The 20,554-nt window shown below is 60.4% G+C and carries 33 protein-coding genes; 12 read left to right on the top strand and 21 right to left on the bottom strand.

Translation table 11 applies throughout. From position 1 onward, the window contains the following. Nucleotide 1: 1 nt before the first annotated feature. From GVN17_RS07035 to GVN17_RS06950, 21 genes are all read right to left on the bottom strand, one after another. On the bottom strand, nt 2-982 hold the full coding sequence (locus tag GVN17_RS07035) for a major capsid protein (RefSeq protein ID WP_166594508.1): 981 nt from the start codon (nt 980-982) through the stop codon (nt 2-4). A gap of 14 nt (nt 983-996) precedes the next feature. Further along, the gene (locus tag GVN17_RS07030) at nt 997-1,365 is read right to left on the bottom strand and encodes a head decoration protein (RefSeq protein ID WP_166594507.1); all 369 of its coding nucleotides are present in this window, start codon (nt 1,363-1,365) and stop codon (nt 997-999) included. 11 nt (nt 1,366-1,376) lie between these two features. Beyond that, entirely contained in the window at nt 1,377-2,039 is a 663-nt protein-coding gene (locus GVN17_RS07025) for a hypothetical protein (RefSeq protein ID WP_256665122.1), read from the bottom strand. Further along, nucleotides 1,951-2,352, bottom strand: a complete 402-nt coding sequence (locus GVN17_RS29615; protein ID WP_256665121.1) for a hypothetical protein — start codon at nt 2,350-2,352, stop codon at nt 1,951-1,953. Before GVN17_RS29615 ends, GVN17_RS07025 begins: the two co-directional genes overlap by 89 nt. Before the next feature lie 173 nt (nt 2,353-2,525). Further along, complete coding sequence (locus GVN17_RS07020) at nt 2,526-2,924, bottom strand: hypothetical protein (RefSeq protein WP_166594506.1); 399 nt, start codon at nt 2,922-2,924, stop codon at nt 2,526-2,528. Nucleotides 2,925-3,206: 282 nt separating this feature from the next. After that, on the bottom strand, nt 3,207-3,677 hold the full coding sequence (locus tag GVN17_RS07015; protein ID WP_166594505.1) for a phage virion morphogenesis protein: 471 nt from the start codon (nt 3,675-3,677) through the stop codon (nt 3,207-3,209). 11 nt (nt 3,678-3,688) lie between these two features. Next, nucleotides 3,689-4,069 carry a phage minor head protein gene (locus GVN17_RS29610; protein WP_256665120.1) on the bottom strand — a complete coding sequence of 127 codons (381 nt, stop codon included), beginning with the start codon at nt 4,067-4,069 and terminating at the stop codon, nt 3,689-3,691. Next, nucleotides 4,018-4,509, bottom strand: coding sequence for a hypothetical protein (locus GVN17_RS29605; RefSeq protein ID WP_256665119.1), 492 nt, complete (start codon nt 4,507-4,509; stop codon nt 4,018-4,020). Before GVN17_RS29605 ends, GVN17_RS29610 begins: the two co-directional genes overlap by 52 nt. Before the next feature lie 5 nt (nt 4,510-4,514). Then, nucleotides 4,515-6,005 (bottom strand): DUF935 domain-containing protein, encoded by a 1,491-nt coding sequence (locus GVN17_RS07005; protein ID WP_166594504.1) that lies wholly within the window; start codon nt 6,003-6,005, stop codon nt 4,515-4,517. Beyond that, nucleotides 6,002-6,700: a hypothetical protein gene (locus GVN17_RS29600; protein WP_256665118.1), complete on the bottom strand. Its 699-nt coding sequence runs from the start codon at nt 6,698-6,700 to the stop codon at nt 6,002-6,004. The genes GVN17_RS07005 and GVN17_RS29600 overlap by 4 nt, the downstream gene beginning before the upstream one ends. Further along, nucleotides 6,681-7,604, bottom strand: a complete 924-nt coding sequence (locus tag GVN17_RS29595) for a hypothetical protein (protein WP_256665117.1) — start codon at nt 7,602-7,604, stop codon at nt 6,681-6,683. The genes GVN17_RS29600 and GVN17_RS29595 overlap by 20 nt, the downstream gene beginning before the upstream one ends. Next, nucleotides 7,601-8,155, bottom strand: coding sequence for a phage protein Gp27 family protein (locus tag GVN17_RS06995; protein WP_166594503.1), 555 nt, complete (start codon nt 8,153-8,155; stop codon nt 7,601-7,603). The genes GVN17_RS29595 and GVN17_RS06995 overlap by 4 nt, the downstream gene beginning before the upstream one ends. 2 nt (nt 8,156-8,157) lie before the next feature. Then, nucleotides 8,158-8,451, bottom strand: coding sequence for an ArsR family transcriptional regulator (locus tag GVN17_RS06990; protein WP_166594502.1), 294 nt, complete (start codon nt 8,449-8,451; stop codon nt 8,158-8,160). Continuing rightward, nucleotides 8,448-8,753, bottom strand: coding sequence for a DUF2730 domain-containing protein (locus tag GVN17_RS06985; RefSeq protein WP_166594501.1), 306 nt, complete (start codon nt 8,751-8,753; stop codon nt 8,448-8,450). Before GVN17_RS06985 ends, GVN17_RS06990 begins: the two co-directional genes overlap by 4 nt. Then, a complete protein-coding gene (locus tag GVN17_RS06980; protein ID WP_166594500.1) occupies nt 8,750-8,965 on the bottom strand; it encodes a DksA protein in 216 nt (71 codons plus the stop codon). The genes GVN17_RS06985 and GVN17_RS06980 overlap by 4 nt, the downstream gene beginning before the upstream one ends. Continuing rightward, nucleotides 8,962-9,546, bottom strand: coding sequence for a lysis protein (locus tag GVN17_RS06975; RefSeq protein ID WP_166594499.1), 585 nt, complete (start codon nt 9,544-9,546; stop codon nt 8,962-8,964). Before GVN17_RS06975 ends, GVN17_RS06980 begins: the two co-directional genes overlap by 4 nt. After that, nucleotides 9,543-9,761: a hypothetical protein gene (locus tag GVN17_RS06970; RefSeq protein ID WP_166594498.1), complete on the bottom strand. Its 219-nt coding sequence runs from the start codon at nt 9,759-9,761 to the stop codon at nt 9,543-9,545. Before GVN17_RS06970 ends, GVN17_RS06975 begins: the two co-directional genes overlap by 4 nt. After that, nucleotides 9,758-10,258 carry a structural protein gene (locus GVN17_RS06965; protein ID WP_166594497.1) on the bottom strand — a complete coding sequence of 167 codons (501 nt, stop codon included), beginning with the start codon at nt 10,256-10,258 and terminating at the stop codon, nt 9,758-9,760. The genes GVN17_RS06970 and GVN17_RS06965 overlap by 4 nt, the downstream gene beginning before the upstream one ends. 109 nt (nt 10,259-10,367) lie before the next feature. Beyond that, on the bottom strand, nt 10,368-10,922 hold the full coding sequence (locus tag GVN17_RS06960; protein ID WP_166594496.1) for a hypothetical protein: 555 nt from the start codon (nt 10,920-10,922) through the stop codon (nt 10,368-10,370). A 32-nt stretch (nt 10,923-10,954) separates the two neighbouring features. Then, nucleotides 10,955-11,437 carry a hypothetical protein gene (locus GVN17_RS06955; protein WP_166594495.1) on the bottom strand — a complete coding sequence of 161 codons (483 nt, stop codon included), beginning with the start codon at nt 11,435-11,437 and terminating at the stop codon, nt 10,955-10,957. Nucleotides 11,438-11,454: 17 nt separating this feature from the next. Further along, nucleotides 11,455-11,931 (bottom strand): helix-turn-helix transcriptional regulator, encoded by a 477-nt coding sequence (locus tag GVN17_RS06950; protein ID WP_218576113.1) that lies wholly within the window; start codon nt 11,929-11,931, stop codon nt 11,455-11,457. 39 nt (nt 11,932-11,970) lie between these two features. Here GVN17_RS06950 and GVN17_RS06945 point away from each other — a divergent pair, with 39 nt between their 5' ends. The 12 genes from GVN17_RS06945 to GVN17_RS06890 all read left to right on the top strand — a co-directional run bounded on the left by GVN17_RS06945 (nt 11,971) and on the right by GVN17_RS06890 (nt 20,507). After that, nucleotides 11,971-12,183, top strand: coding sequence for a DNA-binding protein (locus GVN17_RS06945; RefSeq protein WP_166594494.1), 213 nt, complete (start codon nt 11,971-11,973; stop codon nt 12,181-12,183). A 166-nt stretch (nt 12,184-12,349) separates the two neighbouring features. Then, nucleotides 12,350-12,652, top strand: coding sequence for a helix-turn-helix domain-containing protein (locus GVN17_RS06940; protein WP_166594493.1), 303 nt, complete (start codon nt 12,350-12,352; stop codon nt 12,650-12,652). A 10-nt stretch (nt 12,653-12,662) separates the two neighbouring features. Beyond that, nucleotides 12,663-13,592, top strand: a complete 930-nt coding sequence (locus GVN17_RS06935) for a hypothetical protein (protein WP_166594492.1) — start codon at nt 12,663-12,665, stop codon at nt 13,590-13,592. A gap of 3 nt (nt 13,593-13,595) precedes the next feature. Further along, nucleotides 13,596-15,371: a DDE-type integrase/transposase/recombinase gene (locus GVN17_RS06930; protein WP_166594491.1), complete on the top strand. Its 1,776-nt coding sequence runs from the start codon at nt 13,596-13,598 to the stop codon at nt 15,369-15,371. Beyond that, nucleotides 15,371-16,552, top strand: coding sequence for an ExeA family protein (locus tag GVN17_RS06925; protein ID WP_166594490.1), 1,182 nt, complete (start codon nt 15,371-15,373; stop codon nt 16,550-16,552). Before GVN17_RS06930 ends, GVN17_RS06925 begins: the two co-directional genes overlap by 1 nt. A gap of 1 nt (nt 16,553) precedes the next feature. Next, nucleotides 16,554-16,856 carry a hypothetical protein gene (locus tag GVN17_RS06920; RefSeq protein WP_256665115.1) on the top strand — a complete coding sequence of 101 codons (303 nt, stop codon included), beginning with the start codon at nt 16,554-16,556 and terminating at the stop codon, nt 16,854-16,856. Beyond that, nucleotides 16,853-17,095 (top strand): hypothetical protein, encoded by a 243-nt coding sequence (locus GVN17_RS06915; protein WP_166594488.1) that lies wholly within the window; start codon nt 16,853-16,855, stop codon nt 17,093-17,095. The genes GVN17_RS06920 and GVN17_RS06915 overlap by 4 nt, the downstream gene beginning before the upstream one ends. Further along, nucleotides 17,082-17,708, top strand: a complete 627-nt coding sequence (locus GVN17_RS06910; protein ID WP_166594487.1) for a DUF3164 family protein — start codon at nt 17,082-17,084, stop codon at nt 17,706-17,708. Before GVN17_RS06915 ends, GVN17_RS06910 begins: the two co-directional genes overlap by 14 nt. 1 nt (nt 17,709) lies before the next feature. Then, a complete protein-coding gene (locus GVN17_RS06905) occupies nt 17,710-18,399 on the top strand; it encodes a DUF2786 domain-containing protein (RefSeq protein WP_166594486.1) in 690 nt (229 codons plus the stop codon). 165 nt (nt 18,400-18,564) lie between these two features. Further along, nucleotides 18,565-19,020, top strand: a complete 456-nt coding sequence (locus GVN17_RS06900) for a gp16 family protein (protein ID WP_371928496.1) — start codon at nt 18,565-18,567, stop codon at nt 19,018-19,020. Beyond that, nucleotides 19,017-19,379, top strand: a complete 363-nt coding sequence (locus tag GVN17_RS06895; RefSeq protein WP_166594485.1) for a Mor transcription activator family protein — start codon at nt 19,017-19,019, stop codon at nt 19,377-19,379. The genes GVN17_RS06900 and GVN17_RS06895 overlap by 4 nt, the downstream gene beginning before the upstream one ends. Before the next feature lie 126 nt (nt 19,380-19,505). Further along, nucleotides 19,506-20,507, top strand: coding sequence for an OprD family outer membrane porin (locus tag GVN17_RS06890; RefSeq protein ID WP_166594484.1), 1,002 nt, complete (start codon nt 19,506-19,508; stop codon nt 20,505-20,507). Nucleotides 20,508-20,554: the final 47 nt, after the last annotated feature.

Genomic DNA, 20,554 nt, shown 5'->3' with positions numbered 1-20,554 from the left:
CTCAACCCGCCTTCAACTCGACCAGGGCCTCGGGGTACAGACACAGGGCCAGCGGGTTGGCCTGCACTTCGATGTCCCAGCCTTTGCCCATCTTGCGCGGCTCGGCCTTGCTGTAGAACGGCAGGCCCAGGGTGTTGACGGTTTCGTTGTAGTTGGCCGGAGCGTTGAACATGCGGAACACGCCTTTGGCCACAGGAAATACCTGGGCGATGTCGGCCGGGATGAAGCGTTGACCGCTGACGGTGACGTCGTATTCGATGAATTCGATGCCGCCGTAGACGAAGCCGGAACGCACGTCTCCGCCGAGTCGGTCTTGCGCCTCCTGGTAGTTGGCGAAAGCGGCTTTGACTTTTTCGTGCTCGATGAAGGCGTCAAACCAGTCGGGGCCGCACAGCGAACGGAAGCCGGTGACCATGACGCCGCCGAGTTTGGACTCGGCGTAGCGCTTGGCGTCGAGGCACGCCTTGCGCACGTTGGTTTCAGGCTTGCTGAGGACGACGTTAAGCTTCTTTTGCGGGACTTTGAATTCTTCGAACAGGTCGCACAGCACCGCACCATCGGCGTCCAGTAGCTTGCCGCGCAACGCACCGACCCTCTGAAATTCTCGTGTCGCCTCGGTGCTGTTTTTCAGCTCCTGCAGGTGGTCGTTAATGACGGTGGCCGCGGGTGCCGCTGCACCCTCCTGACCGAAGGCCGCGATGCCCTGCAACTGGCTGGGCAGCAATGGCCGTTGCAGCGGCAGATGGAGCGTTTCAAAGGTGCGGCGTTTGCGTTTACCGCCTTTGAGTGCACTGGCATCGGCGTTGCGCGAGGTGTTGGGCACCAGGACCAGGCGACCTTCGTGTTCATCGATCACGACGCTGGTGCTGTTGACGCCTTTCTCATCGAACAGTCCCATGGCCCCGACTTTGCCGGGGATCGTTGGCAATTTGTTGGTCGCGGCGGTGAGGCTGGCGACGGTGAACAGGTCTTCGAGATTCATAAGTGGCGGTCCTGTCAGAGTGTGGCGCGAGCGACGATGCCCAGGCTGTTGAGCTGGCCAAGGGCGAGGTCTTTTTGTTCGGGCGTGATTGTTTGGGGCCAGATCAACTCGCTGGCATCGAGCACCGCGCCACGGGCGATGACAGTGCCGAGTTGATCACCGCCTTTTGCGTCCACACGTTCGGCGGTCACGGCGCAGGCAATGGCGCTGTCGTCCTCAGCGGCTGGGCTGACGGGTTGGTATTTGCCGTCCAGCCGGGCCAGTACGATGCCCAGCGCGTAGTCGGTACCTGCCCGCAGCATCACGATGTCTTTGGTCCAGCCGGGAGCGACCTCGATCAGCAGCAAGTCGCCCATGTCTTTGGGAAGTGCGTGTGTGGCCATGGGGCCTCCTGTCAGTGAGTACGGGATTCAGCGTCAGCGAGTAACGGGTTTGCGGGGGTATTGGGGGTTTGGCCGACGCGGTCTTTGCTGGCTTGCTCGGTAAAGCTCACTGCGCCGGTCAGTTCGTTGAAGATGGCTTTGAGGCCTTCGCTTAACGCCTGACGGTCTTCCCCTTCGCCGAACTCTATGGGGGTATCCGGTGCTTCTGCGAAGTCCAAGGCAGCGATGACGGCGGCGCAATGAACGGGCTTCATGCCGTCCTTCACCAGTTGCTCGGCGAATGCGGTGTGGTCGGTGTGGCGGGTGTTTCGCTCGGTTTCTTTGTCGGCGGCTTCCCGTTGCTTGATTACATTTTGCAGACGCTGGTTTTCCGCGATCAGCGTTTGATGCTGTTCCTGCGCAGGGGGCGGCGGCTCAGCGAACGCGGGACTGGCTTCGGCGAGGGTTTCGATCTGCCAGGAAGGCGCGACGCTGTCAGCCGTTTCGGTGCCGAAGCGGGCGATGAGGAATTCGCGGAACTTGCGCCATAGGCTGGCACTGGTGTGTTCGCCGAAGTCAGCGAACTCGACGACGCCTTCTTCCTGTTCAGCCAGTTCGACGGGACGCAGGCCCTTGACCGAAGGCGGCATCGCGCCCAGAAAGCCCACGTGACGCAGGTAGTAGACGCCGGGCACCCGGGTTGTTGGCGGCGTCCGGGTGGTAGAACGAGGCGGAGATTTTCTTGAAGCTGGCCTTGCCGATTTGCTCGGCGAAGGACGGGTCGATCTGCTGAGGTTCGGCGATTAGGCCTTCGGCGGTTCCGGTCAGGGACTTCACCCAACCCGCCGCGGGTGCGTCGTATTGGGGATGGCCGATGACCAGTGGAGCTTCGTGCAGCGCTGGGTTGTAGGCGTTGGCGGTGGCGATAAGGTCGCGTTCGGTGAAATTCAGGCTGCCACCGCTCATGGGCTGGTGACGGCCGGGCTTGAAGATGTGCAGTGGTTTCATGGCTGTGCGCTATTGGGATGGGGTGCGCACAGGGTGATAGTTGGAAGAAGTTGGGGCTTTTAATCGGGTTTAAAGAGTGCCGCGTGGTGACGCATCAGCGAACGCCACTTACTAGTCGGCAGTCGTGCAAATATCACCTAGATGAGGCGGCGGTCGTGCCGCCTCGTGCAGATTTAAACCGGCTTGGCCCAACGGTCTGTTGCGACTCCAGCCCCTACACTCAGGTGTTCCATATGATGGTAATGATCCGATTGCTCATCCCCTTTAGGAATGATTTCAACCGAACAATAGTAATTGCCAGTACCGTAGATCGACTGGATGACTTCAGTTATCTGACCTTCCAAAGACTGATCAACAGCGGCCGTAGTGGCGACTTCAATGCTGTAGATGCACGCCTTATCGTCATAGAAAACCCTGACAAGCCTTGCATGCTCGCTGTGATGGTCGATCAGCTTTGCAGCAACCGTAGCGATTAAACGGTGATCGTCATCGGGGAAGCTCGCCCGCGCCTCAAGTAGTACTCGGTGTTTGCCTACGGTATACCAATCAGAACGAAAACCTTCTGCGGGCATTTGAATCTCCTTATAAATTGGAATGGCATAGGCTTTATAAAGGCTTTAGAACGTTTTTTCTAGACCAGACTGAGTAACGATGGCCCTTGGTCGTAACGCGATGCCTAGGAAGGTCGTAGAGGCGTTCGCAACCTGAGCAAGCGGGCGCTGAATATGTTGAAAGCGTCAGATCAGCCATGGCGGAGGTGGATGGTTCTGCTGCCGCTGCGCGGCAGATCGCGAGCAAGCTTGCTCCTACGGGCTTCGCCCAGAATCAAGGGCGGGATAACTGCGCTCCTTCCGTCATCGTGCAGCGCGTTGCAGGTGGAGCATTGCAAGCTCAAGGATGGTCTCGTGCGCTTCGGGCTGTAGTTGGCCGTCTGCATTCATGGGCAGGTAGGGTCTGGCCGGGATGTCGCCCCACAGGTGCGGGAAGTCTGATTGGTCGCCGCCGAATTGCATCATGGCGGCGTAGGGTTTGTTGCTGCCGACCAGGGCGCTGCTGTCGGTGGCTCGGGTGGTGATGGAGGCGGCAAGGCCGGCGGCGCTGACTTGCAGGATTTTGCCCGGCCAGTTGCCGTTTTTGGTGCGGCGTTCGCGGGTGGCGTCGGACAGGCCGGTCCAGCCTGGACGCCCTTCTTCCGAGAAGTTTTCTTCGGTTTGGCTGTGCAGTTCGGCGGCGATGCCGCGCATGAGTGGCGACAAGTCGCCGACGGCCCATTCGATGTGGCGCAAGGCGTCCTGGAGTGCTTGGTCGAGTTCGAGGGTGATCATGGGGGGACTCGTCAGGTGGATGCGGTCGGGTTCGCGCCCTGCGCGGTTCTGCGGCCGGGTGCGTGGTTGAAGCCGGGGTCGGTGCGGAACAGCACCGGTCGGCCTGCAGCATCGGTGGTACGAAGGACGGTAACGGTGGCTCTGCGAATTTCCCCGGTGCGCTTATCCGGTCCTAATTCCACGATGTCGGTGTAACTGCGACCCTCACTTGAATCGACGGTGAGGCCACGACGTTTGACGGCGGCTTCTGTGAGTGCGGTGATCCGGCATCGGCAGTTGAAGCCGTTGGGCGGAAAGATGGCAGACCAGATGGGGTCGTCGTGGCGGAAGACTTTGCCGATCAGGGCGCTATGGCTGGTGCGGGTTTTACCGTCCTGAATGCCGGTGTACATCCAGTACGGTGGGTGTCGCTGGTGTCTTCCATGGCCGCTTTACGCCCGGCCATGTACGCGCTTTGCAGGTTGGTCTGGTAGATGGTTTTCAGGCGCTGGGGGCTGCCGAGCTGGACCTGTTCGGCTTCGCCTTGGCTATCGACGATGATTGGCTTACCCCACCAGCCTTGTGCCTGGAGGACGGGTTGCAGGTTGGCGGTGAATTGCTTGAGGGTTTGGCCGGACTGCAAGGCGGTTTCCAGTGCCGCGCGAATGTCGGAGAGCAGGTCCAGGCGCATGGCCTTGGCCACGGTGAAGGCTTGATCGTGGGCGTGGTCGAGCATTTGCCGCCAGTCCCAGGTAATGGCGTAGCCTTTGCCTTCGAGGTATTGCACGGCGCGTTCGGGTGTCAGGTCGAACATGGCGGCCAGGTCTGCGGGGCTCGGGCGAGCAGTCGTCATGGGTATCAGTCCTCACGGTCCGCGCTGGCGTTGAGTCGGCCCCACAGGTCGGCCATGAACATGAGACGCGTCAGTGTGCTTTGCAGTGCCTGGTCGTTGAGCTCCGGTTGTAGCTCTGCCAATTGCTGTAACAACTGGGCTTCGGTGTCGCCCCTTTTCAATGCGTCGAGCACGGGTGCGAGCGTCGTTTGAACGTGCCCTTGCAACGGCTCGGAAGGCAAGTGAGCGATGCACTGATAAAGCGCGTGCTGATCGGACGGCAACGATGATGGCTCGGCAAAGTTTGCCGCATGCGCCAGAGGCTTTTCGATCAGGTCTCCGGGTTGCAGATTGTAAGTACGGGTCCAGTATTGCGCACTGAACTGCACGCCTGCATCGGACAGGCTCTTGTCGCGATCGGCCTGCAGTTTGTCGATCTCTTTTTGTTCCCACAGCTCATAGACGGGCGCGCTGACGTGCTGCCCGAAGTTGAGGTCGACGATTTTGCGGATGATGGTATTAAGGCCTTGAGCGACGATGCCAGCGTCGCTGTCGCGGATGTCTTTGGTGACTTCGGCACCCACGGTGGCGCTGGCGCGGTTGCTGTCTTTTTCTGTGGTCTGGTCCTGGCCCAGCATGGCGACGTTGATTTCGCTGCGGCAGTACTCCAGCAGCTCGCGGTAGACCGTAGCGCTGTTGGCTTTGCCTGCGGCTTCGACGATCTGCACGCTGGCGTCGTCAGGTATGGCGGCGACGGCGTCCTGGACCATGGCTTCAAGGCTGTCGAGCAGCAGGTCGGTCTCGGCGTCCGTGGCGCCACGAGGGTGTTTGCCGATAACCCATGGGCTGCCGTATTTTTCGGTGAACTGGACCCAGAATTTGAGCCCGCCTTTCATGAACACGGTGGGCCAGAAACACATGCTCAGGTCCGGGAAGCCGTAGGGGTTGGCGTAGGTGGCGTCCTGTCGGGCGACGATGAAGCGTTGGGTGTCGCAGAGTTCACCGTCTGGCCCGGCCTCGTGGGCGCGAAAGCGCAGCGCGTTGTGCTGATCGTAGAAAAACCATTCCGCAGGTTTGCCCAATAGGTCGTTTGGCACCTGGTGCAGGCCCAAGGGTTGCCACATGAGTTCGATGGGCTGGTAGCCGAACAGCGGCGCATCGAGCAGCTCGCGCAGGATGCGATCAAGGTCCAGATCCGCTAGCCAGTCGCGGATGAAGCGCTCGACCTTGATCGGCGCTTGCCCGCGTTTCAGGTCGCGCTCCAGGCTGAGGACGGCCGCTTTGCGGCGGCGGATGTTGCCCCCCACGCGCGCAGCGCTGCGCAGATCGCGATAGACGGTGATGTCTTTGCCTTGGGCCTTGAGGATGGGGTCCGGGTTGGGCAGGTTCAGACCGCCCAAGCTGCCGCCGTCGAACCGGGCACGGGTGGCGACATGGCGGGTCAACGCCGGATCGCGCTTGGCCTCGGCGAAGCTCAAAAACTGTGTGGGGCTGACCCACAGGCCTCGGTGGTTCATGCGTACCCCTGGGTGATGCGCCGACCGCTGCGCGGGCGACGGGATTTGACGTTGATGGGCGCGGCGTTGACCTCAAGCGTTGCGAAGTGGGCGAGCACACCGGCGCCCGCGAAGTCACCGTGTCGATACAGTTCCGGGTCTTTGAGGTCTTGGGAGCGGGCCTTGATGATCATGGGGATGCCGTCGACCTGTTCGATGGCGCGGATGTCCTGGTGCAAGGAGTCGTCACGGGGAATGGTGAGGCTGGCGTCTTCGAACAACTGCACGAACTTGGGCATCCAGGCGCCATACCAGCTGCGGCTGATTTTGACCTGGTGAATGCGGTTACGCCCAAAGGTGTCCGCAGTGTCTTCTGCCAGGGTTTCACCGTTGCCTGAAGCGTCGAGCGCGGCGCCGATGAAGTGCGGCAGGTGACGCAGCAGGTAGAACAGGACCTGTTGTTGCTGACGGGTCGGGACTTTGTGCATTTCCACCACAAAGGGCACGTCGCGGTGACGGGCCTGATCGACGCTCATGGGGCAGATGATGGAGAAGTCGCGATGCCGGGCGTAGTCCATGCCCAGGAAGTGACGCAGTTGCGGATCGAGCACCGGGATCAGCGGCGTCAGGTAGCGGTCGATCCAGTCATCCACATACGCCTCGCGACGGTAGACAGGCTGTTGGGTGAAGTCATCATCAAGCGCCAGACGGAGCACGGTGCAACCGGGGACCATGGCGTCGTCGATCCAGACGCCAGGGATGCAGACGCCGTTGCCGTCGCGGGGTATGGCGTCGAGCTCTTCGCGCATCTGTGCTTTGCGCGGGCCGTAGGCATTGCGGATTTTCTTGTACCAGCTCCTTGCCTTCGGCGGTCGCAGGTTCGCCAGACATCATGCAGACGCGTTCGTAGAGGCCGTTGGCGACAGCGTCGTCGAAGGTGGCCTTGTAGACGCGGGCACTGTCGCCGTAGCGCTGGTCGCGGATGTCGTTGACCATCTGGTTGAAGGCGTTGCCCTTGCCGTTGTGGGTGCTGATGATGACGATGCGACCGCCCCAGATGAGCAAGGCGGTGGCGGCATCGAGCACGGCAGAGACGTCGCGGTGAAAGGCGGCTTCGTCGATGATGACTTTGCCCTGCAGGCCACGGATGCCTGCCGGGTTGCTGGAGAGCGCAACGATTTTGAAGCCTGAGGCGTAGCGGATTCGGTAGGCGTTGATCTGCCGGGTGTTGCCAGCCGGGTCTTGGTCTTCGAACAGAAACTCTTCGATGTCGCTGACACCGGATGCTTGGGCCTGGGCCATGACGCGGCTGAACTTGGCGCAGTAGCCGATGAATTCCAGGCCCTTTTCTTTGGTGTCGCCGATGTAAAAGCAGTCCATGCCACCCGCCATTTTCTGGCTGGCGGCGGTGATGACGGAGTCCAGCGCCTCTGCGAAGGTCACACCGGTGCGGCGACCTTTTTCGCAGAGTTTTATTTGCGCTTGAATGCCAAGCCATTCGGCTTGATGCGCCATCAGCACACCGTCGCCGATGGGGTTGTAGTCGGCGGGGATCTGCCGGACGCTGGGCGGCAGGTCGTCCCATTCGACGACGCGAAGTGTGCTGGCCGACGGCTTCATCCTGTTCGGACGCCGAGAAATTTTTGCCGCCAGAACAGTGCCTGGTCCTCGGTCATGCCCTGGCTTTTGACGGCGTTGTCCAGTTCGGCGGCTTGTTCTTGCAATAGCCGTTCACGGGCGGCTTTCTCGATGGTCTGGCGCTCTTTGACGCTGAGTGTGCGGGCTTCCATGGTGGCTTTGGCAGCGCGGGCCAGCGCGGAGACTTCGGCGACAGTCACTTCGTCTTTTTCATGGGCGCCCATGGCCGCCTGGTAAGTCAGGGTTGAGATGGCTTCGACCAACAGGACGCCGGTTTTGTCGCTGGCGTCTTCGCCGAATGCGCCGACGAAGGCTTCGGCCATTTCGCGCTGCTGACGAGCCTTCTCAGTGAGCTCGTCGAAACCGAGTTTGAACCGACCGAGCGCGCTGCGGCTGGGGGCTTTCTCGTTGGGGAAGCGCTGCTGGATGTCGGCCAACATGGCGTCGAGGGTCATGCGGTCTTCACGCAGCAGTTTGTGGATGTAGCTTTTGACGTCGGGCGGCAGCCGCACGATGGAAGATTTGCCCGCCATGGTCAGGCTCCTGGCCGCTTGATACCGGGAACGCGAGCGCGGCCTGCAGCGATGTCTTGCCCACGTTCGGTGAGGGTGGCGACCAAGACCGGGCCGACATCGCTCAGGGTCAGCGTGGCCTGTTCAGCCAGCCAGTGCAGTTCGGTCTTGACCTGGTCGCGGCTGGCGGTGTGGCCGTAGTTGTCCAGCGCTGTGTTGAGCACCGAGCTGTTGGCGCGGTAGCCGGGCATTTCAGCAAGCAGCCGGAGGATGACCAGGCGCATGTCATGCCGCAGAAAATCGGAGTATGGGGTCATTGTTTTTCTCGCAGCAGGTAGTCATTGATGCGGTCCAGCGACCGGGCCAAAGGGGCCAGGGCGTCCTTGACCCCCGTGAGTTCGGCGCGCATGGCTTTCATGTCGCCCAACAGGTCGGTGACGGCGGTCTGGTCCGGCAGGTGGCGGACGTGTTCTTCGAGGGCCACGATTCGGGTGCGCAGTTCGAGCAGTTGCTGGGTGCTGGCCGCCTGGCGGTTGGTGAGCCAGGTGTAGATGCCGATGGCCGTCAGGAGTAGCCACTGCACAGCGCTGAGGTTGAAATTGAGTTCGTTGAAGTTCATCGGTGGCCTCGGGTGTGCGCCTGGCTAAGTGCGCCCGCGCAGTCATTGCAATGGTCGGTGCCTGCATCCATCAGGCGTCGGTCTTCGTCGATCGGGTCGCCACAGAGTTCGCACCGCCAGGGGCCGTGGCATGCGGGATGCTCAGGCAGGCCGGTGGGGAGGCAGATCAGGGCAGACAGGGCAAACCGTTCCTGATTGTCACGCTCGGTCATGGGCGGTCGGTCCCTGATTGCAGATCCAGTACAGCGTTGAGTTGTTCGACCAAGCGTCGCACCCAGAGGCCGTAATCTTGGGCATGGGCAAGGATGTCGGCGGGCGTAACGCCGCTTTCCAATAATTCGGCGTCAGCGCGGGTGGCGCCGTTGGGCGTTTCTGCAGGCTCGGCGTCAGCGGCACCGGTGAGGTCGGACGGCACGCCGAGGGCGGCGTTGAAGTCGCGCAACCAGCCAACAGTGAACACGCAATGAGGAACAGGCTGTGCCGTTTGACTGGGCGCGGGCAGGTATCGGGTCGTGACATGGGGGATGCGCTCCTGTCGGGTTTTGGCCTGGTCGGCGTGACGCGCCATGTACTCGAACATCAGTTCTTCACTTTGCTGAGCACGGCTGATTTGTTGGCGGAACCCCAGATACGCGTCGCGCTCCGCTGAGCGCCGCTGTTCGGCGTGGCGGTTCTTAAGGGCTTCAAGATCTGCCTCTCCTTTGGCCTGGCCGTGGCGCATGCCTATGCCGTAGGTGGAGAGGATCAACGCTGTGATCAGCAGCGGTGAGAGCCATGAAGGCTGGGTGATCACCGCGTGTTCTCTGGGGTTGGCCCTTGTTTGATCAGCCGTGCGACGAAGAGCACCAAAGCCAGGCCGCTGTTGAGTGCCGCGTATGCCCGGGACGACAGTTGGGCCTGCCAGAGCGGCAGCACTTCCAGTTGCGCAAAGCCGGCCAGTGCAATGAGAACGGCGATTTGCACGCTGTAGAGCCTGTAGCAGCAACGCCAGTCGCAGATGGGCTTCATGCGGCCACCCCATGTTTGATGCCGCGTTCGATGCCTGCCAGTGCAAGCCCCTCGGCAATGATTGCGTCGCCGTACCAGTGGCCGCCTGGTAGTGGTCCTGGGCCGTTTTCGTGACGGGTGATGGCCATGACGAGGGCGCGCATGACGTCGAAGTCATACACGTCAACGCTGTCCTGATCAGGGTGCAGCCCTAATGCACGGGAAACGCTGGCGGTATAGGACTGGGTGTCGTTTTCGGTCGCAGGCGCCCAGCGTTCGATGAACTCGCGGACGGTGTCGATGCGGCTGCCATCGCGGGCCTGGCGTTTGTCTTGATAGGTGATGAGCACGCGGGCAATGGCACGAATGCCCCAACGCGGGCCGCTGAACTGCACGAACTCGGCATCGCTTTGCTCGGACGCCATGCCTTGCCAGCGCACGTGCGCGACGTGCCGGATGTTGCCAGGGTTGAAGTTGCGAATGCCGCGAGGCAGCGCGGTTCTGAATGAGGGTCGCATGGGGCGTCTCCTGCCAGGGCGCCCGAGGTTCGAGGCGCCAGAAATACTCACGCCGCCATGATCGGCGGCGTGGGGCTGGAGGGCTTTTAATCGGGTTTAAAGAGATGTTTCAGCTGTTGGTTGTGGCGGCAGGCGTGAGCATGCTCAGGCACTCATCGCGCTTGGCGTTGTAGATGTCCAGATCGCTTTGTATTTCCCCGGGGACAGATTCAATCCCACCTTTGCGGGCGGCGCTGATCTGGGCGTGCCACCAGGTGCGGGCGAAGTTGCCAGCGCTGCCGCAGGCGCCGAGTGGATGGGCGATTGTGCCGCCAAACAGGTCGTAGCCATGATCCACCAGCTCGGAGAAGCGACGGCTGTGTTTGCCGAGGGAGTGTATGTCGCTGGATTTGAGGATGGCCACGCCGCTCAGCATGGCCCCGTCGATGTCTGCATAGTATTGCGTGGCGCTGGCCAAAGCCGCTGGCGATGCCTGGGTGTGGGTCACTGAGGACATCGCCACGGCGGGTGTCGAGGTGATGACGGATTGATCAGGGGTTTGCGGCTGCGGGGATGGCCATAACAGGTAGGCACTGATGCCGAGGATGGCGACCAGACCAACCACTGCTGCCTTGCGGTCGCTTGGGCTCATGTCCTTCCAGGAGGTGTTTTGTTTCGGGTTCATGTTTGCTTCCTTTCAGTGGTGCGGGTGTTGGCCTATCGGTGCCCTTGCAGGAGCACGAAGGCGAAAAAACCGGCAACCGCAGTCACAGCGATTGCCCAGTTCTGAAGCGCATCCGGGAGGTAATCCTTGAGAAAAAAGGCACCTGCAGCCACTGCCGCGCAGGCAACGAATGCTTTCAACATACGTAAAGCGCTTGCTTCCTTGCGGCGCTCTTGTTCTGCATCGGCCTCGATCTCATCGTGGCGCTGCAGATCGTAATCGCAGTGCATGCACAGTTTGGTGTAGCGCCATGCCGGCTTGCTGCACTGGGGGCATTCTCTTTCTCGATCACTGCCGGGCGGCGGCGGTTGCTTTCCCTCTTGAATGTCGAAGGTCTGCGTCCCGAGATTAATGTTCCCATGATTGCCTTTGATTTTGATGATCAGTTCATGGTCCCTGCCATCATTCGGAAGATTGCCAATCTCTTCCGTGAGCTTCGACGAAAGCTTCGCCATCCAATCGTCATCCCTTTGCATGCTGCTCCTTTGCTGAATCAGCGATTGATTACCAACTTCAGCACTCGTTCAACCTGCGGTTCGTTGAGCTCCTCGCTCGTGATGAGTGCGTTGTAAACCTCGGCCGCTGTTGCGGCGAGTCTTTTGGCTGGCCAGCGCTTACCGGCCTGTCTGGCAGCAGTTTCCAACATCTCAGTTATACGCTCCAAACGAGGCACATCAATTTGTGATGGGTTCGGCTCCGGCAGCGGCTCAGGCGTTGAGCTCGACCCGGTCAGGATGAACTGGACATCGGCCCCCGCCTGAGCAAAAGCGAATAAAACTTCTCCTCCTGGAACCGAGACGCCTCGCTCGTAGCGTCCCCAGATTTCGCGTGAGACACCACACAGATCAGCCGCTGAGGCTTGGTTCAGTCCAAGCCGTGCGCGTTCTTGCTTAATTCGACTCGCCGAAAGAGAAGAAAAGTTCACTTTTACCTCTTGCAAAAGAGAACTTAGGTTCTCATAATCAATCACGTAAACACACATTATCTTTGCATCACAGGAGCCAGCACCATGGCCACCCATGCCAAAGCCCTTACCGCCGACCAGGTGAAAGAAAACTTTCGCCGGGCAGGCAAGACCATTACCCGGTGGGCTCTCGAGAACGGTTACACCCGTAATGAGGTGTACCGCGTGCTCAACGGACAAGCCAAAGCGCATTACGGCAAGGCTCACGACATCGCTGTGAAACTCGGCCTTAAAACTAACGACGCGTTAGCGGCGTGAGGACAACGATGAACAGGATTCGCTTGATCCATTCACCTGCCAGTCACGCGGTGACTTGCGTGGGTCAGCTTGGCAATTTACCGCAAAAGATTGCACCGGCAGTAATCCTTTTGCCCACGTGCAAAGGGGTGGTTTGTTTGAAAAGGTTTCTATCGGAGTTCAACCAATGAGCAGAACGGCCTCAAGCGCTGCCCGCGTATTGGGGGTTCTGAAAGCGTTGAAGGGACATACCGTCACCGGCTTGAGCAACACCGAATTGGCCCAGTTGACCCAAGACAGCCCGAGCAACATTACCCGTGCGATGCAAACGCTGATCGAGGAAGGCTTGGCGGTGAAGCTCGACAACGGACGATTTGCTCACTCGATAGCCATGCTGCAGATCGCACAGGCACACGCTGAGCACATGGCACGACTGACCCACCGAATGCATGAGATCAACCAGCGCATCGCCGCAGGCGCATTGAGTTAAGGAGAACAACATGGCACGCAAAACAACCTTGTCCGTGGATGCTATTGAGCTGCCCGCTCTGGACGGTGAAATGCTGACCAGTCATCAGAACGTCGCGGCAGCCGTGCTGGCGTCGCACAGCGACGAACGTGATCTGGTGAATCAACTGCTGGGCCAAGCGCAGATGGCGGAGTCTTTCTCGAAATTTTCGCTGACGGTCAGCACTTCAAAACTGGCTTATGTCAAGGAAAGCAAGCTGTACCGGGCGCTCGCCGGAAAGAAAAGTGCCGACGGTCAGCCGTTTTCAGGCACTTGGGATGAGTTCTGTTCGTTACTGGGCCGCTCGCGTCAGCAGGTGGATGAAGACATCGCGAACTTGCGCACACTGGGTGAGGAAGCGCTCGAATCCATGTCCCGCATGGGAATCGGCTATCGGGAAATGCGTCAATACCGGCGTTTGCCCGAAGACGCTCAAGCCGCGCTGATTGAGGTGGCCAAGACGGGCGACAAGGATGCGTTTGTCGATCTGGCGGAAGAAATCATCGCCAAGCACACGAAGGAAAAGGCAGAGCTGGCTCAGCGTCTGGATGAGGTCAATGCCGACTATGACGCCCAGGGCGAAGTCATGGCGAAAAAGACCAAGGAGCTGGACAGCACCAAGCAGGAGCTGGAGAAGCACCGCAAGCGCATTCATGCCGCGACACCGGATGAGGTGATTAAAGAGCTGCGCACCGAGGTGGTGGCCCTACAGTTTGAGGTGGAGGCGAAGATCCTGGGCGAGCTGCGCGAGGGGTTCAGCAAGATTGCCGAACATTCCGCGGCTCATGGCCAGGATCATCGCGGCTATCTCGCGGATTTGCTCAAGCAGCTGGAAACGACGTTGGGCACCGTGCGCAGCGAGTTTCATTTGCCGGAAAGCCAGGCCAGTGCGCCTGTCTGGCTGAATACGGCCGAGGCTTGATCGATGAATCCCGTACAGACCCAGCAGTTGGCTCGGATTGCTCAGCAGGCAGCAGACGCGCCCCATGGGCAACGAACCGCTATCTATCAGGCAGGTGCTATGGAGTTAGGCGTCTCCGTTCAAACGCTGCAACGCAAGCTCAAGGACGTGTCCGTGCGCAAGCCGCGTAAGCGTCGCAGTGATGCGGGTCAGAGCGCTTTGCCGCTGGATGAGGCGCGGATGATTTCGGCGGTGTTGCTGGAGTCGATCCGGGCCAATAACAAGCAGTTGTCGACGATCGAGCGGGCCGTGGAGCGGCTGCGCAGTAATCATCTGATTCTGGCGGGCCGCGTCAATGAAGCCACGGGGGAGTTTCGCCCGTTGAGTTGTGGGGCTATCGCCCGTGCGTTACGCACTTACACGTTGCACCCGGAGCAGTTGTTGAGGGACGCGCCTGCGGTGTCGCTGGCAAGTAAGCATCCGAACCATGTGTGGCAGGTGGATGCGTCGATTTCGACGCAGTTTTACCTGGCAGACGACGGTGCCCGCGAGATGAGCAAGGCTGAGTTTTACGACGGTAAGCCGGGCAACCTGAAACGGATCGAGCGACAGCGCTTATGGCGGTATGTGGTGACCGACCACACCAGCGGCACGTTGTATGTGGAGTACGTGCTGGGCGCGGAGTCGGCGATGAATCTGTGCAATGTGCTGATCAACGCGATGCAGAAACGACATGCCGCTGACCCCTTTCATGGGGTGCCGTGGATGTTGATGACGGACCCCGGCGCGGCGATGACGAGCGGGATTTTCCGCAACCTGTGCCGGGCGATGAGCATTGAGCTGGTCATCAACCAGGTGGGCAACGCCCGCGCCAAGGGACAGGTCGAGCAGGCGCATAACATTGTGGAGCGTGAATTCGAGAGTGCCTTGAAGTTTCAGGCGGCCACGAGCCTTGAGCAGATCAATGGCTGGGCCGGCCAGTGGATGCGCTATTTCAACGCGACGTCGATTCACACCCGCACGCGTCGCAGCCGTTATGCGGTGTGGCAGTTGATCAAGCCGGAAGAGCTTCGTCTCGCACCCAGTGTCGAGATCTGCCGGGAGTTGGCGGTGAGCACGCCGGAGCAGCGCAAGGTGAGCAATCTGTTGCGGGTGTCGTTTCGCGGGCATGCGTTCGATGTCAGCTCGGTGCCCGACGTGATGGTGGGCGACAAGCTGTTGATCGCGCGCAACTGCTGGCGGGATGAGGATTCGGCCGTTGTGGTGATGACTGGCGCGGATGGGCATGAGGTTTATCACGTCATTGAGCGGATCGGGCTGGACGATTTCGGTTTCGCTCAGACGTCCGCAACGATCGGGGAGCAGTTCAAGCGCCACGCTCAGACGCCTGCGCAAACCTCGCGCACGTTGTTGGAGCAAATCGCGACGGGCACGAACAACGAGGCGGATGCCGCGGCTGCACGTAAGGCGAAGGCGCTGCCGTTCGGTGGTCTGATCGACCCTCATAAACATGTCACTGACACCACGTTGCCGGCCTATCTACCGCGTCGTGGGACGTCGCTGAATGTGAACGTGCCGACGGTTGAACATGCGCTGCTGTCGCACGTGGAGGCTGCGAAGGTGCTGCGTCCACGGATGGCCGATCGTTGGTCGCCAGAGACGTTCAGCTGGCTACAACAACAGTATCCAGAGGGCATTGCCCTGGAGCAGCTCGACGTCATTGAGGCCGAGTTGAAACGACCTGTGGAGGTCATGCGTACGCCGTTGAGCCTGGTGCGCGCGGCGGTAGGAGGCAAGTGATGCTGAAACTCAAGCAGGTATTACAAGGGATGGGCCGTCCGCAGTCGGCATTGGCTGAGTCGTTGAGACTCAGTGACGCGTCGATTGCCCAGTTGCTGAATCACGGTCAGTGGCCGCGCAGGCTGGACACGGAGGAACTGCAAGGGAGGATACGGGTGTTTTTGACGGAGTGCGGCGCGAACGATGCGGACATCGCCAGCGCCTTTGAAGAAGTGGACCTGTCGTGCGCCAACACGACAGATCCGGCCCTTAGAGAAGAGCCGTCCGGGGAGGACGAACCTATGTTACTGCCAAAACAAACGTTGTTGCCATCGACACGCAAGGCGTTCGGGCTGTTTCGCGACCCGTTCGATGAGCTGTCCTGTGCCCAGGATATGTGGGTCAGCCCGGACATTCGGTATGTCAGGGAGGTGATGTACCAGACCGCAAGGCACGGCGGCTTTCTGGCCGTTGAAGGCGAATCCGGTGCGGGCAAGAGCAGCCTGCGTCGTGACCTGGTGAACCGGATTGCGGAGAACAATGACCCAGTGTTGATCATTGAGCCCTACGTGTTGGCCTCCGAGGACAACGATGTGAAGGGCAAGTCGCTGAAAAGCACGCACATTGCTGAGTCGATGATGGCGGCGGTGTCGCCCTTGGCCAAGCCCAAGAGCAGCCCGGAGGCGCGGTTTGCGCAGTTGCACAAGGCGTTGAAAGAGTCTCACGCAGCGGGCTATCGCCATTGTCTGCTGATTGAAGAGGCGCACAGTCTGCCGATCCCGACGCTCAAGCATCTCAAGCGCATTCTTGAGCTGGAGGTAGGTTTCACGAAGCTGGTGAGCATCATCATGATTGGGCAGCCGGAGCTGAGCGTGAAGCTGAGCGAGCGCAATGCCGATGTGCGGGAGGTGGTGCAGCGCTGTGAGCGTGTGACGTTACCGCCGGTCGAGGGGGCGCGGCTGGAGGAGTTTTTGAAATTCCGTTTTGACCGGGCCGGTAAAGCGCTGGCCGAGGTGATGGAGGCTGATGGGATTCAGGCCATCGCTGCGAGGCTGTCGCAGCCTGACAGAGGTGGCGGACGGGACGAAACCATTTCGCTGCTGTATCCGTTGGCGATCGGCAATCTTGTGGTTGCTGCGATGAACTTGGCCACTGAATTGGGCGTGCCACGGGTGACGGCTGATGTCGTGCGGGGGGTGTGAGATGGGCGTGGCTTATGCAGTGGCGCCATTGAGCATCTTGACGGATGAGTTTTCAACCAGATTGTTGGCGTTCAACGAGCTGACCCGCGATCTGCGCCGTTCAGGGGTGTTGATCAAGGCGCTGGCGTTTGAGCAGAACAGTATTTTCGTTCATGTCACTCAGGTGGCGTTGCTGTGCCGTCGCTTCGCCGATGAGCTTCGAGGGGCGCGTTGCAGCGCTGAGGGACGGTTTGCCCGGAATACGGTGACGATTCGGGGTGTGGATGTGGTGTGGTTCAGTTTGATCAAGGAGCAAGGGGTATGAGGGAGTATTCGGATTTTGGGTCGGTGCCGTTTGTTGACGAAACGGCGGCATTGGAGGCAGTACGGGTGGAGCAGTCGGTGGCGGTGATGCCTTTTATCGGGCCACTGCTGGACGCCTGGGATCAGGTGCCTGCTGTGTTGAAAGCGAAGTTACGGTCGATGCGGTTGGGCCATCATCTGGATCTGATCGAGGCGGTTGCAGCGCGTGAGCCTGTGGAGGTTCTCCATGGTCGGGACTGACGTGATGGTTGTGCCCGAGGGGTACAGGCTCGATGCGTTGGGCCGGATGGTGCCTGTGGCGTCGATCAAGCCTACGGACCTGCTGCGGGACACGCTGGTGCTGGAGGCCGTTGAGTCGGCGAAGGCGTTGCATCAGCAGTTGCTGGCGTTCAAGGCGCGGGTGTTCGGTGAGGTTGAGGCGCTGGAGCAGATCAGCCGCGAGCAGTATGACGTTAAGGCCCGCGGCAAGAAGGGCAATCTGACCCTGGCGAGCTTTGATGGCCGGTTTAAGTTGGTGCGCCAGAATCAGGACTTGATTGAGTTCAACGAGCATTTGCAGTCGGCGAAGGCGTTGTTGGACGAATGCGCCCATGAGTGGACGGCGAATTCGCATCCCGGCGTAAGGGTGTTGATCAATGATGCGTTTCGGGCGGATCGCAATGGGGAGTTACGCACGTCACGGATTCTGTCGCTACGGCGGCATGAGATTGACGATCCTCGCTGGAACCGGGCGATGGAGGCAATCGGGGATGCGATTCAGGTGTCAGGGAGCCGCAGTTACATCCGACTGTATGAGCGGGTGGGTGACACGGATCGATATACCGCGATTTGCCTTGATTTGGCGGGGGTGTGAGATGAGCGATGAGCGCATTCTCGACAAGATCAAGAAGTGCCTGGAGATGGCGAAGTCGCGATCGAGCAATCCGAACGAGGCTGAAATTGCTTTGCGCCAGGCGCGTAAGTTGATGGATTTGTACAGTCTTGAGATGGGCGATGTGCTGGCGAGCATGGCGTGTGAGACGTCGGTGGCAGCGGGTTCGCAGGGGACGCCGCCTGCTTGGCGGGTGCGGTTGATGCAGGTGTGCGCGCATGCGTTCGGGACTCGGGTGATTGTCACGAGCGGGTTTCTGAGCCCCGCCCGGTTTGTGTTGGTGGGTTGTGCAGCGGCTCCAGAGTTGACGGGGTATGCCTATCAGGTGCTGGAGCGGCAGTTGCAGAAGGCTCGCCGGGATTATCTGGATACGCAGAAGCGCTGCAAGCGTTCGACCAAGGTGGCGCGCGGGGATGCATTTGCGAACGCCTGGATTGATGCGGTGTACGGCAAGATCGACGCGTTTGCCGGGGTTGAAGACGGTGTTGCCGAAGCGATTGATGCGTTTATGAAAAAGCATCATCCGAATCTGGAGCATGTGGACCTGAAGCGGCGCAAGCTCAAGGCGCGGGATGAGGTCGCAGCGGATGCCGGGTATCGGGCGGGGCAATCCGCGCAGTTGCATCGCGCAGTGAGCCATCAGCCCCGTGCGCGTTTGACGATGGGGATGTGAGATGGCGCACTTTCATGAGGTGTACGAGGTGACGGTTTGCGATGTGTGTGAACGGCCCAGGGCGCAGGGCTGCCACCGGCGTTGCAGCCGTATCCGCCAGCAGCGGTTTGCGTCGAGAAATGCGGCCAAGCGTCGCGGTCGTCCGAAGTCGTCGGGCGGTGCACGGTGAGCGCTGTGCCGTCGGATGCGAAACGGCTGCGGCTGATCAAGCTTATCCATGTCGCTCGGCGTGAGTTGGGGATGGAGGATGAGGTGTTTCGGCTGATGTTGACGCATATGGAAAGCCTGGGCGGCGCGACGTCGTGTTCGGCGTTGAGTGTGGACAACCTGTTGCGGGTGGTGGAACAGCTCAAGCAGCGCGGGTTTAAACCCCGCGCTGGGGCTAGGCGTACACGTCCGTTGGCGGACGATGCGCAGTCGCGAAGGATTCGGTCGTTGTGGCTGACGTTGCATGGGTTGGGGGCGGTTCGGGATTCGTCTGAGGCGGCGTTGGCGCGCTATGTAATGGGGACGACCCGAGTGGCGGCGCTTCAGTGGTTGTCGACGTCCCAAGCCAGCCAGGTCATCGAGCAACTTAAACAGTGGCAGCGCCGGGTTGAGCCGCCGCAGGAGGGTGTGTGAGCCAACTGAGAAGCAAGGCGCCCGAGCTGCTGACGGACCTGACGGAGCATATCGCCGTGGCGCTGTGTGAGCTGGTTGCGATGGAGGCTGGCAAGGCTGAGCATGTGGCCAAGGAAGTGACGGAGCGGATGGCGGCTCATTGGGGCGGACAGAATGTGTATTTCCCGATGGGGCAGTCCGTCCAGCTCAGTCGCCGGGATCGGCAGATCTACGATGGCTTCAACGGCACCAATCACAGCGAGCTGGCCCGCCAGTACGGGGTGTCGTTGCAGTGGATCTATAAAATCGTCAAGGCCGTCCGTAAGGAGGAGATAGCGACGCGTCAGGGTGATATGTTTGGCCCGGTCGATGAGGAGTGATCGGGCCGCACTCGTTGCGCTGGCTGCAAGGGTTTTGCAGGGGGCGTCCCGACTCGTACCACGCTATCCCGCTATGGACCGGGTTTATGTCGGTTGGTGGTGGGGGAATATCTTAGGTCTGAACACATGGTGGGGTTGAAACTGGACTCCAGCCCCGACCGCACCAACAGCGGCCTGTTGCCGGTGCATAGTGACGGCCGTGCGCCGGCTGAATTTTCCAAGGGCGGCGTGATGGGCAAAATCAGGGTATTCAGGACGGAGCTTAAATTCGGTAACGGTTTCACGACCGTGCAACCGACGCTGGTCGGCAACAACGGCCGGATGCTGCCGCAGACCTTTCAGGGCGTCACCCTGGATTCCACCGAAATCAAATCCATTTCACTGACGGGGTTACGTTTCGACCGCGAAACCGACCGGGCGAAGACTGCCTCGGAGGACTTGGCGCTGTTCAGCAAAAACGGACGCTTCCGGGGCATTATCGAATCCGATCACTTCACCATGGGCGGTGGCACCTACACCTTTTCGCCGCAGTTGGCAGTGACCTACCAGCGTGCCGAACTCGAAGACATCTACCGCCAGCACTACGTTGGCCTGATGCATACCACGCCAGTGGGCGAGGGCACATTCAAGAGCGATGTGCGTTATTTCGTCAGTGACGAAGCGGGTGCCGGGAAGGGCGGCAAGGTGGACAGCCGCTCGTTGAGCGGCGCTTTCACCTACAGCTTCAAAGGCCATGCCTTCACCCTCAGCGCCGTCCACAACGGTGGGGACACCGCGGTTCCTTACGTGAACGGCACCGACATCTACCTGCCCAATTTTGTGTTGATCAATGACTTCGACGAGCCCCGGGAGCGCTCCTGGCAAGCGCGGTATGACCTTGACTTCGCCCGCTTCGGCGTCCCGGGCCTGACGTTCAGGACGCTGTACGTGCGCGGGGACAACATCCGTTTGGCCAGCGGCGAAGAGGGCAAGGAATGGGAGCGCGATGTCGAGGTGCAGTACCTGGTCCAAAGCGGCCCGTTGAAGCACTTCGGCGTGCGCTGGCGCAACGGGATGGCACACAACAACTTCGCCCGTGACGTCGATGAAAACCGCCTGATCCTGACCTACACGCTGGCGCTTTTCTGACCGCGAACAGCGGTGTAGCCACGCAAGAACGGTGGCGCCTGCAGTCC

This window comes from Pseudomonas sp. SLFW (genome assembly GCF_009905615.1).
In the GTDB taxonomy this organism is placed as follows: Bacteria; Pseudomonadota; Gammaproteobacteria; order Pseudomonadales; family Pseudomonadaceae; genus Aquipseudomonas; species Aquipseudomonas bambusae.
Note: the sequence above shows the minus strand (reverse complement) of the source record. Positions and strands in the feature narration are given on the sequence as shown.

What these genes read in the sequence shown, in the direction of transcription:
- GVN17_RS07020 (WP_166594506.1), bottom strand. Translation starts at nt 2,924, where the DNA reads ATGCCCGCAGAAGGTTTTCGTTCTGATTGGTATACCGTAGGCAAACAC.
- GVN17_RS06925 (WP_166594490.1), top strand. Translation starts at nt 15,371, where the DNA reads ATGCTGAAACTCAAGCAGGTATTACAAGGGATGGGCCGTCCGCAGTCG.
- GVN17_RS06905 (WP_166594486.1), top strand. Translation starts at nt 17,710, where the DNA reads ATGAGCGATGAGCGCATTCTCGACAAGATCAAGAAGTGCCTGGAGATG.
- GVN17_RS07005 (WP_166594504.1), bottom strand. Translation starts at nt 6,005, where the DNA reads ATGAACCACCGAGGCCTGTGGGTCAGCCCCACACAGTTTTTGAGCTTC.
- GVN17_RS06995 (WP_166594503.1), bottom strand. Translation starts at nt 8,155, where the DNA reads ATGGCGGGCAAATCTTCCATCGTGCGGCTGCCGCCCGACGTCAAAAGC.
- GVN17_RS06935 (WP_166594492.1), top strand. Translation starts at nt 12,663, where the DNA reads ATGGCACGCAAAACAACCTTGTCCGTGGATGCTATTGAGCTGCCCGCT.
- GVN17_RS06940 (WP_166594493.1), top strand. Translation starts at nt 12,350, where the DNA reads ATGAGCAGAACGGCCTCAAGCGCTGCCCGCGTATTGGGGGTTCTGAAA.
- GVN17_RS07030 (WP_166594507.1), bottom strand. Translation starts at nt 1,365, where the DNA reads ATGGCCACACACGCACTTCCCAAAGACATGGGCGACTTGCTGCTGATC.
- GVN17_RS06965 (WP_166594497.1), bottom strand. Translation starts at nt 10,258, where the DNA reads ATGCGACCCTCATTCAGAACCGCGCTGCCTCGCGGCATTCGCAACTTC.
- GVN17_RS06990 (WP_166594502.1), bottom strand. Translation starts at nt 8,451, where the DNA reads ATGACCCCATACTCCGATTTTCTGCGGCATGACATGCGCCTGGTCATC.
- GVN17_RS29595 (WP_256665117.1), bottom strand. Translation starts at nt 7,604, where the DNA reads ATGAAGCCGTCGGCCAGCACACTTCGCGTCGTCGAATGGGACGACCTG.
- GVN17_RS06955 (WP_166594495.1), bottom strand. Translation starts at nt 11,437, where the DNA reads ATGCAAAGGGATGACGATTGGATGGCGAAGCTTTCGTCGAAGCTCACG.
- GVN17_RS06920 (WP_256665115.1), top strand. Translation starts at nt 16,554, where the DNA reads ATGGGCGTGGCTTATGCAGTGGCGCCATTGAGCATCTTGACGGATGAG.
- GVN17_RS06945 (WP_166594494.1), top strand. Translation starts at nt 11,971, where the DNA reads ATGGCCACCCATGCCAAAGCCCTTACCGCCGACCAGGTGAAAGAAAAC.
- GVN17_RS06890 (WP_166594484.1), top strand. Translation starts at nt 19,506, where the DNA reads ATGGTGGGGTTGAAACTGGACTCCAGCCCCGACCGCACCAACAGCGGC.
- GVN17_RS06980 (WP_166594500.1), bottom strand. Translation starts at nt 8,965, where the DNA reads ATGACCGAGCGTGACAATCAGGAACGGTTTGCCCTGTCTGCCCTGATC.
- GVN17_RS06970 (WP_166594498.1), bottom strand. Translation starts at nt 9,761, where the DNA reads ATGAAGCCCATCTGCGACTGGCGTTGCTGCTACAGGCTCTACAGCGTG.
- GVN17_RS07035 (WP_166594508.1), bottom strand. Translation starts at nt 982, where the DNA reads ATGAATCTCGAAGACCTGTTCACCGTCGCCAGCCTCACCGCCGCGACC.
- GVN17_RS29615 (WP_256665121.1), bottom strand. Translation starts at nt 2,352, where the DNA reads ATGAAACCACTGCACATCTTCAAGCCCGGCCGTCACCAGCCCATGAGC.
- GVN17_RS29610 (WP_256665120.1), bottom strand. Translation starts at nt 4,069, where the DNA reads ATGTACACCGGCATTCAGGACGGTAAAACCCGCACCAGCCATAGCGCC.
- GVN17_RS07015 (WP_166594505.1), bottom strand. Translation starts at nt 3,677, where the DNA reads ATGATCACCCTCGAACTCGACCAAGCACTCCAGGACGCCTTGCGCCAC.
- GVN17_RS06985 (WP_166594501.1), bottom strand. Translation starts at nt 8,753, where the DNA reads ATGAACTTCAACGAACTCAATTTCAACCTCAGCGCTGTGCAGTGGCTA.
- GVN17_RS06930 (WP_166594491.1), top strand. Translation starts at nt 13,596, where the DNA reads ATGAATCCCGTACAGACCCAGCAGTTGGCTCGGATTGCTCAGCAGGCA.
- GVN17_RS29605 (WP_256665119.1), bottom strand. Translation starts at nt 4,509, where the DNA reads ATGACGACTGCTCGCCCGAGCCCCGCAGACCTGGCCGCCATGTTCGAC.
- GVN17_RS06915 (WP_166594488.1), top strand. Translation starts at nt 16,853, where the DNA reads ATGAGGGAGTATTCGGATTTTGGGTCGGTGCCGTTTGTTGACGAAACG.
- GVN17_RS06960 (WP_166594496.1), bottom strand. Translation starts at nt 10,922, where the DNA reads ATGAACCCGAAACAAAACACCTCCTGGAAGGACATGAGCCCAAGCGAC.
- GVN17_RS06910 (WP_166594487.1), top strand. Translation starts at nt 17,082, where the DNA reads ATGGTCGGGACTGACGTGATGGTTGTGCCCGAGGGGTACAGGCTCGAT.